At 68.3% G+C, this 4,290-nt stretch carries 8 protein-coding genes; 6 read left to right on the top strand and 2 right to left on the bottom strand.

Annotated elements, in window-relative coordinates:
* The 3 genes from AC1D1T_RS30540 to AC1D1T_RS30530 form a co-directional block, all read left to right on the top strand.
* Positions 1-1,151, top strand: a 1,151-nt coding sequence (locus AC1D1T_RS30540) for a phospholipid carrier-dependent glycosyltransferase (RefSeq protein WP_477993168.1), incomplete at its 5' end; no start/stop codon positions are given.
* Positions 1,148-1,423 carry a PepSY domain-containing protein gene (locus AC1D1T_RS30535; RefSeq protein ID WP_477829084.1) on the top strand — a complete coding sequence of 92 codons (276 nt, stop codon included), beginning with the start codon at positions 1,148-1,150 and terminating at the stop codon, positions 1,421-1,423. The genes AC1D1T_RS30540 and AC1D1T_RS30535, both read left to right, overlap by 4 nt.
* Positions 1,424-1,427: 4 nt before the next feature.
* Positions 1,428-1,976: a cytochrome b/b6 domain-containing protein gene (locus tag AC1D1T_RS30530; protein WP_477839250.1), complete on the top strand. Its 549-nt coding sequence runs from the start codon at positions 1,428-1,430 to the stop codon at positions 1,974-1,976.
* An 18-nt stretch (positions 1,977-1,994) separates the two neighbouring features.
* On the opposite strand, the gene AC1D1T_RS30525 is transcribed toward AC1D1T_RS30530, so the two are convergent.
* On the bottom strand, positions 1,995-2,414 hold the full coding sequence (locus AC1D1T_RS30525; RefSeq protein WP_477828223.1) for a VOC family protein: 420 nt from the start codon (positions 2,412-2,414) through the stop codon (positions 1,995-1,997).
* 153 nt (positions 2,415-2,567) lie between these two features.
* Between AC1D1T_RS30525 and AC1D1T_RS30520 the strand changes: the two genes are divergently transcribed.
* Together AC1D1T_RS30520 and AC1D1T_RS30515 are read left to right on the top strand one after the other, a co-directional pair.
* On the top strand, positions 2,568-2,978 hold the full coding sequence (locus AC1D1T_RS30520; protein WP_477828222.1) for a hypothetical protein: 411 nt from the start codon (positions 2,568-2,570) through the stop codon (positions 2,976-2,978).
* 22 nt (positions 2,979-3,000) lie between these two features.
* Positions 3,001-3,378 (top strand): hypothetical protein, encoded by a 378-nt coding sequence (locus AC1D1T_RS30515; RefSeq protein ID WP_477828221.1) that lies wholly within the window; start codon positions 3,001-3,003, stop codon positions 3,376-3,378.
* Between the two features lie 53 nt (positions 3,379-3,431).
* Here the strand turns inward: AC1D1T_RS30515 and AC1D1T_RS30510 are convergent, their stop codons facing one another.
* Positions 3,432-3,743 carry a phosphatase PAP2 family protein gene (locus tag AC1D1T_RS30510; RefSeq protein ID WP_477828220.1) on the bottom strand — a complete coding sequence of 104 codons (312 nt, stop codon included), beginning with the start codon at positions 3,741-3,743 and terminating at the stop codon, positions 3,432-3,434.
* Positions 3,744-4,003: 260 nt separating this feature from the next.
* Between AC1D1T_RS30510 and AC1D1T_RS30505 the strand changes: the two genes are divergently transcribed.
* Positions 4,004-4,290, top strand: a 287-nt coding sequence (locus AC1D1T_RS30505; RefSeq protein ID WP_477993166.1) for a hypothetical protein, incomplete at its 3' end; no start/stop codon positions are given.

The following is a 4,290-nucleotide window of genomic DNA, read 5'->3' as shown; positions in this document are numbered from 1 at the left end:
ACACGCCGCCGCTCGCCGCGGCCGGCCTGCTGGCCGGCGCCGCGTTGTCGATGCTGGCCGCCGGCGCCGTGATGACGGACGAGGCGCTCACCGTGGGCACCACGCTGGCGATGGCCGGCCTGTGGCAGGCGCTGCACGGACCACGGCACCGCCGTGGCAGCGCGCTGCTGTTCGCCGGGTTGGCGATCGGGCTGCTCGCCAAGGGCCCGCTGGTGCTGGTGCTCGTGGGCCTGCCGGCAGCGGCCTGGGCACTGGCCACCCGGCAGGTGGGCCGCGTGTGGCACGCGCTGCCGTGGGCCACCGGCCTGGCCTTCACCGCCGTGGCCGCCGGCTGGTGGTACCTGGCGGCGGAGCTGAAGACGCCGGGCTTCATCGACTACTTCATCGTCGGCGAACACTGGCACCGCTTCGTCACGCCGGGCTGGTCGGGCGACCGCTACGGCTTCGCGCACGCCTTTCCGATCGGCACGATCTGGCTCTTTGCGCTGGTGTCGGCGTTGCCGTGGCCGCTGGTGCTGCTGGCTGCCGGCCTCAGGCACCCCAAGGCAGTGCTCGACAGGCTCGCTGGGAACGCTGAACCGACGAATCAGCGCTGGTGGCGCCTCTACCTCGTGTGCTGGTCGCTGGCGCCGCTGGTGTTCTTCACCGCGGCGCGCAACATCATCCTGCCGTACGCACTGCCCGCCTTGCCGGCGATGGCGCTGCTGGCCAGCCACTGGCTGCGCGGGCGCGTCGGCAGCGCGCGCGTGGACGCGTGGGTCGCCGGCGGCCTCGCGCTGTCGATGACCGGCGCCCTGGCACTCGTCCTGTACGCCGAACACAGTGGCACCTTCAGCGACAACTCGACCAAGGAGGTCATCGGCGCCTGGGAAGCCCAGCGCCACCGCGGCGGCGAATCGCTGGTGTTCGTGACCGAGCGCTTGCACTCGGCGTCGTTCTACAGTGCCGGCCGGGCCGAGTTCGCCGACACCTCCGCCGAAGCGCTCGACCGCCTCGGCCCGCGCGGCGGCTTCATTGCGCTGCGCCGCGACGACGCCGCGCGCCTCGCGCAGTTGTGCGGCGTCACGGAGCGCACCTCGGTCGGTGGCTTCGTGCTGCTGCATGTGCATACTGCGATTCCACCCTTGACTTCGTTGAAAGGTTCTCCATGAAACGACTCACCCTCGCCGCCCTGATCGGCATCGTCGCGGCCGTGCCGCTCAGCGCCTTCGCCAAGGCGGACTGCAAGGCTTACCCCAAGGCCGAATGGATGAAGGAAGCCGACGCCAAGGCCAAGCTCGAAGGCCAGGGCTACACGATCAGCAAGTTCAAGGTCGACGGCAACTGCTACGAGATCTACGGCAAGAACAAGGAAGGCAAGAAGGTCGAGATCTACTTCGACGCCAAGACGCTGGACCCGGTGAAGTCCGAAATCGAGAAGTAAGCCGATGTCCGCCCTGCCCGATGGCCGCGTCCGCGTGTGGGATCGGGTCGTCCGGCTGTGCCACTGGGGCCTCGCGGCGCTGGTGGTGCTGGATCTCGTGCGCGACGACGGCGACTGGTGGCACCGGCTCGCCGGCTACGTCGCGGTCAGCGTCGTGGCGGTGCGTTGCCTGTGGGCCGCACTGCACCGTGGCCCGGGTGGCTGGCGCGCGCTGAAGCCCTCGATCGGCGACACGCTCACTTACCTGCGCGGCAACGCACCGCGCACGCTGGGCCACAACCCGCTGGGCCTGTGGATGGTCTGGCTGCTGTGGCTGCTGGTGCTGCTGCTCGGGCTCACCGGGTGGATGAGCCGGCTGGATGCCTTCTGGGGCGACGAGCGCGTGCACGACCTGCACGCCTGGCTCGCGGACACCTTGATGGTCTCGGTCGCGGTGCACCTGGCCGGCGTCGCCGTGATGAGCTGGCGCTGGCGCGAGAACCTGCCCGCGGCGATGCTCAGCGGGCGCAAGCGCCCTCAGGCTGCGGGGCGCGCGGAACGCGGCAGGAAATAGCGCTTCGCCCGGGCTGGCCTACGCCGCCTGATCGCCGGCAGGCATCGCCGCCGGATCCATCCAGATCGCGCCCCACAGGTGCTGGTCGGGGTCGGCCAGGTCCCGGCCGTACATGAAGCCAAGGTCCTGCACCGGGTTCACGTCGGCCCGGCCACCGTGCGCAGCCGCGGCCTCGTTCATCCGGTCGACGGCCGCCCGGCTGTCCACGGTCAGGCCCAGCATGACGGCGCTGGTGCCTACGGGGGGAATCGGCCGCTCGGTGAAGGTGCGCCACTTGGCGTGGGTGAGCAGCATCGCGTGGATCGTCTCGCTCCAGACCATGCAGGCCGCGGTGTCGTCACTGAACTGCGGGTTCTGCTCGAATCCCAGCGCCTTGTAGAACGCGATCGAGGCGGCGAGGTCGGTGACGGGAAGGCTCACGAAGATCATCTTTGTCACGGGGGGTCTCCTGGTGATGCGACAAGGGCTGAATGAAGCGTCTGCGGTTCGCAGGCTTCATCCATACGACGTTCGACCGCCACCCGGATCGACAAGGTCATCGGCATCGCAATGCGTTAACGTGGCCGGTCCTGCTTCCTCGGCTCGACCCCCATGATCGGCTCTCGCCTGCTTCCCCTGCTCTTGCTGCCCATTGCCGCCACCGCGGGAGCGCAAGACGGCTCGCCACTCGAACAGTCGCTGACAGGGCATTGGACCAGCACCGATCGCCAATTCGTGGAGTTCCGGGCGGACAAGACCTTCCGGATGTATCCCAAATGCGGTCGCGAAGCCGACGAGTGGAAGCAGCGCGGTACGCCGTTCCTGCCGGCCACCTGGGAAGTCGCCGACGGCAACCACTTGAAGCTCACGGTGACACTTCAGGAGCAATCCAGGACCATCGATTCGACCGTGGTGCTGGCCGGCGACGAACTGCGCCTCACGGATGGCCAGGGCCGCACGACCGTGAATCGGCGCTACGTCGGTGCGTGGCCGCCCGTCTGCCCGATCAATCCTTTGCGCTAGCAGCGCGCGGCGGCGCCCCTTCATGCTTGAGATCGTTCTTGAAGTGCTCGGCGAGTTTCTGATCCAGGTGGTCGGCGAAGTCCTGCTGGAGTTGGGCCTCCACTCGCTGGCCGAGCCGTTCCGCAAGGCCCCGAACCCCTGGCTTGCCGCATTCGGCTATGCGCTCTTCGGAGGCGTCGTCGGGGGCCTCAGCCTCCTGGCGTTCCCCCACAACCTCGTTCCCGGTCCGTGGCGCCTGGTCAACCTGATCGTCACGCCCCTGGCGGTCGGCAGTCTCATGTCGGCCATGGGTGCGTGGCGCGCTCGTCGTGGCGAGCCGGTCCTCAGAATCGACAAGTTCGCGTACGGCTATCTGTTTGCGTTGATGTTGGCCTTGATGCGGTTCTTCCTTGCATCATGAAAGTCAGCGAACAAGAGCATGCGCCCGATCGGCCTGATGGAACAGCACCAGCATCAGCGCCAGCCACGCAGCACCGGCCGCGAAGCCGGCCACCACAGCGCGAGCAGGCCGTAGAACACCGCGGCGGCCATGCTGTGCCCGCTCGGGAAGCTGTAGCTGTGCAGTTCGGCCGCCGAGGCACTGAAGGTCGGCCGGACACGCATGAAGATCTGCTTCAGCCCGCTGTTGACCAACGCCTCACCCAGCATCGTCGTCGCGAACACGATGGCCCAGGGCCGGTCGTTCAGCGACCACAGCACCAGCACCACGATCGACGACAACAGCGTCAACCCCAGCGTTCCATGCACGGCACTGACGGCGTCCATCGGCGCATGCACCCACGGTGACTGGTCGGCCTGCAGCGCCAGGCCCAGCCACAGGTCGACGTTCGCGAACGAGTGCGTGTGCAGCGCCGAGTGCGCGACGGCCGCGAAGGCAGCGCCCGCGGACTCATGGGCTCACTGTGCCGGCCGAGCACTTAATGGCGACTTAGCGCGCACCGCATTCCGTGCGATCCCCCACGACCCGGGGGACTGGCCGCGGCATCTTAAGGCTCGACTAACTCTCGGCTTTGCACAGTGCAGGCATGTCGAACATCAGACTCATTGCCGCACTGATCGCCTGCGGTGCGCTGTGCCCGCCGGCTGCACACGCCGACGACGAGCCCGTGGCGCCCGCCGCCGCCGAGCTGCCCTCCGACGAGAGCCTGGAGCAATCCGGCGCGGTCATCGGCGAGATCCGCATCGACAACCTCGACATCTTCGACACGCGGCTCCAGGAGGAGGACAACGCCGCGTTCCGCCTCGCGAACTGGCTGCACATCCAGACCCGGCGCGAGACCATCGAGCAGCAGCTGCTGTTCAAGCCCGGCGA

The sequence above is a fragment of the Rhizobacter sp. P2_H3 genome (genome assembly GCF_056403355.1).
This window is presented reverse-complemented; position numbering and strand designations above follow the sequence as displayed.